The organism is Sulfuricurvum sp., assembly GCF_022759005.1.
GTDB lineage: Bacteria > Campylobacterota > Campylobacteria > Campylobacterales > Sulfurimonadaceae > Sulfuricurvum.
The window spans coordinates 1-3,098 of sequence record NZ_JAEMQA010000067.1 but is presented as its reverse complement, the minus strand read 5'-3'; the positions used below and the strand labels follow the sequence as shown (position 1 = coordinate 3,098).

The following is a 3,098-nucleotide window of genomic DNA, read 5'->3' as shown; positions in this document are numbered from 1 at the left end:
AGAAACTCATCTGCCCATCCATTAAATGCATGGAGGGTGGCTAGAGGCGTTTGGAAGGCGGTTTTTCCATCCGTTCCGGTTGATCCGCTTAAAAACTCATATCCCGCACCGACGAGAATACCGTTAATATTGGCAAGGGCATCGAGATTGTAGTAATACGCATCGGCTTTGATATTTTTATGTGCATCATCCGTATCCCGTGACGCATTACCTTGGCTTGCATACTCTGCGCGATAAGCGATTTTTGCGGAAGCGAGAGGTACGTCGCCGGTCAAAGCCATTCCGATCGTGTCACTGTTGGATGAGATCATATAATCGTAGGCGGTGACTTTGAGCATATCGCTTACTTTATACGATCCGTTCAAAACGATGGAGTTGGTATCAGCCGTCGGAGCGTCAGTAACCATGGCACGACCCCATATATAAGCACCGGTAAGGGTTAGATTGTCAATCGTGCTGTCGCTGATGACTGCCGCATCGAAGCTTTGCATCATTTGACGCCAGTCTACTGAACCGATGAAACGCTGATTGTCGAGATTGATAACCTGACGTCCCACTTTGGCAACGGTTTTTCCGTATTGGTATTGGAGATACGCTTGAGAGAAACGGGTTTGTTCCGGGTCAACGACTTTGTCATACATCAACCCGTTTGATCCGCTGTCATAATGTTCTCCGCCGATCGGCTGAACCGTTGTCCCGTCCACTTTCATCGATAAACCGTTAATACCTAAAAGGTTGGCTTCCAGACCGAGTGTTGCACGGACGGTAAACGCATTGGCTTTGTCTTTGGTATTGCTTTGATCATCTACGCTTTCATAACGAGGACGGATTTCTCCGTTAAACTTTGCATCGCTGAATAGGTTAAAACCATCCGCACTCAGTACGTTTGGCAACAAGGTTAATACAGCAACCGCTGATAATGTGATTCTTTTCATCTTCTTCTCCTAAGTTTAAAATCGATCTTTGAGATCGCCGTTGTATTTGATATCTCTTTTAGTGGCATTTTCATCATTTAGCCATTGGGGGATATCATTGCCTACTAATTCCAATTTGTCACGTTCCGCATTGAGTTCGTCCTCGCTAAAAGCAAAAGACATATCTGCTGAGATGACGTGATCCATTTCTTGGATCCTGACGAGTTTCGGGATCTCTTCTTCCACCCCTTCACCCTCTATCGTGACGATAATACGTCCTTTTTCATCATGAAAATGGTAATCACAAAAATCTGCCGCTTTTAAAATTTCGACGATTTCGTCTGTATGTTTCGGGTTGGTCTGCACCACGATGCTGGAAATATTCACGGTAGTCTCCAATAATAAATTTTGTTCTCTTCACCCGCACCGATAAGTCGGTGCTCATCCAGAAAGATCAATGTATCCAATATTACCTCTCCGCTTTGGAGGCGGGTGATTTTGGCTTTCGTCGTTGTATCAAAAACCTGCAATTCGTTTTCGGTTCCGTCCGTATAGACACCTCTTGTTGCTGAGGGGCTAAGGCCTACGGCATACACAAAAAAGTCGGTTTCGAGATAGTAGCTCCCCCCGGAACGAGAGACACCGACGCGTCGATCTTGTCCGGCAGAGAGGATGGTATTTTGTTTGTAATCGATTCGATTGATATTATCAACGTTGATACCACGAAGCGTTTTAACAAGATGCCCGTTTTTAACATTAAGCATGGTAATTTCTCCACCTTCATCAGCAATTGCAACAAGAGATTTTGAAGGGCTTAGTGCCATGTCTCTAAACATACCTCCACCTGCTTGAACTTGATAGATGAGGGTGTTCTTGGCAATATCAAACAAAACAATGGTATCACCTGAGAGGCCGAAGAGTAAATGATCTAGGTCAAGGAAACGGGCTTTTTTTATCAATAATCCACGTCCGTTGTCAATGATTTTGACCGCTTTTCCCTCTCGAATCAAATAAACATTTCGAAAACCCCCGCCGCTTTCTGTGACCATTACGGTTGTATTCTGATAATGATCAACCGAATAGACTTTCGGTGAAAATGATTTTCCCTCACTGTTTTTGATATTGGGAACACGAAGGACAGCTAGTTTTTTAAAGTTTTTCGAATCAAATACATTGACCCCCTCACCATCGGTAGCCGCATAGATTTTTCCATCATTTACGACCATATCACTGATAAGTGCATCGGTTTTGATTACGGTTGTAGGAAGAATTGCCGCAGTAAGTGATAACGTCAATCCAACCAATACGGCTAAAACTTTCATGATATTACCTCGATTGCCGCATTGGGACATACCGCAACGCAATAGCCGCATGCCGTACATTTTTCGGGGATAATAACAGGGCTAAACATTCCCTGAAAAACGATGGCATCTTCCAAACACGGATCTTTGCAGGCGAAGCAAATCGTATCGTGGTGGGACATGCACATCATTGAGGTGATACGCGCCCGTCCTTGGATAAAACGATCCGGCTCATTTAAAACATTGGGTGTACATACTTCCATGCACTTATGACAATCGCTGCATCCGTTGGTTTTAAAATCCAGAAAAGGAATCCCTTTCTCATCACGACGGATAATGTTTTCTTCACACGCGCTAACACACATCCCCTCACAACTGCGGCATTCATTAAATGTTGCCGCTATAGATGCATAAGGGGGACAAATCGGGCCTCGGTTCTCTTTGAAAAGAGAGCCTAATGCACCGAAAAAATTGCGACGTGTTGATGTGGACATCTTATAATCCGTTTCCGACTTTTACACCGACTTCGAGTTCATCGATCAAATACGATTTGTTTTTATGTTTTTGACCTTTGTTATCCGCATAATCCGGTTTAAAATTGTTCTCAACTCGTAATTTACCCTGTATTTGCGGAGCGTGACATTGGGTACAGTTGTAGCGACCTTGGTAAAGTTGATCTTTCAAATCTTTTTTGATAATTTGATCGTTACTTTCGGATTTAAAGTTATCCTCTTTATCCGATTCTACCGCAGGGCGAAAATTGGTAAAATGTGTTTTTGGAATCGGTGTCGCTGTAACAGACGGTGCGATATCCGGCATATGCCATCCCAGACACGCATTGTTGTTTTTATCGATTTCACCGAGAGCGCGGATGTCATGAGGA

The 3,098-nt window shown here is 43.8% G+C and carries 5 protein-coding genes; all 5 read right to left on the bottom strand.

Annotation, left to right across the window (positions count from 1 at the left end; genetic code table 11):
• The coding region (locus tag JHC35_RS04495) for an alginate export family protein (protein WP_295042415.1) at positions 1 to 935 on the bottom strand (935 nt) is incomplete at its 3' end.
• A 15-nt stretch (positions 936 to 950) separates the two neighbouring features.
• On the bottom strand, positions 951 to 1,301 hold the full coding sequence (locus JHC35_RS04490) for a chaperone NapD (RefSeq protein WP_295042413.1): 351 nt from the start codon (positions 1,299 to 1,301) through the stop codon (positions 951 to 953).
• Positions 1,298 to 2,236 (bottom strand): WD40 repeat domain-containing protein, encoded by a 939-nt coding sequence (locus JHC35_RS04485; RefSeq protein WP_295042411.1) that lies wholly within the window; start codon positions 2,234 to 2,236, stop codon positions 1,298 to 1,300. Before JHC35_RS04485 ends, JHC35_RS04490 begins: the two co-directional genes overlap by 4 nt.
• Positions 2,233 to 2,709, bottom strand: coding sequence for a 4Fe-4S dicluster domain-containing protein (locus tag JHC35_RS04480; protein ID WP_295042409.1), 477 nt, complete (start codon positions 2,707 to 2,709; stop codon positions 2,233 to 2,235). The genes JHC35_RS04485 and JHC35_RS04480 overlap by 4 nt, the downstream gene beginning before the upstream one ends.
• 1 nt (position 2,710) lies before the next feature.
• Positions 2,711 to 3,098, bottom strand: a 388-nt coding sequence (locus tag JHC35_RS04475; protein WP_295042407.1) for a nitrate reductase cytochrome c-type subunit, incomplete at its 5' end; no start/stop codon positions are given.

Coding starts and splice junctions, on each gene's coding strand:
- JHC35_RS04480 (WP_295042409.1), bottom strand. CDS start 2,709: ATGTCCACATCAACACGTCGCAATTTTTTCGGTGCATTAGGCTCTCTT.
- JHC35_RS04485 (WP_295042411.1), bottom strand. CDS start 2,236: ATGAAAGTTTTAGCCGTATTGGTTGGATTGACGTTATCACTTACTGCG.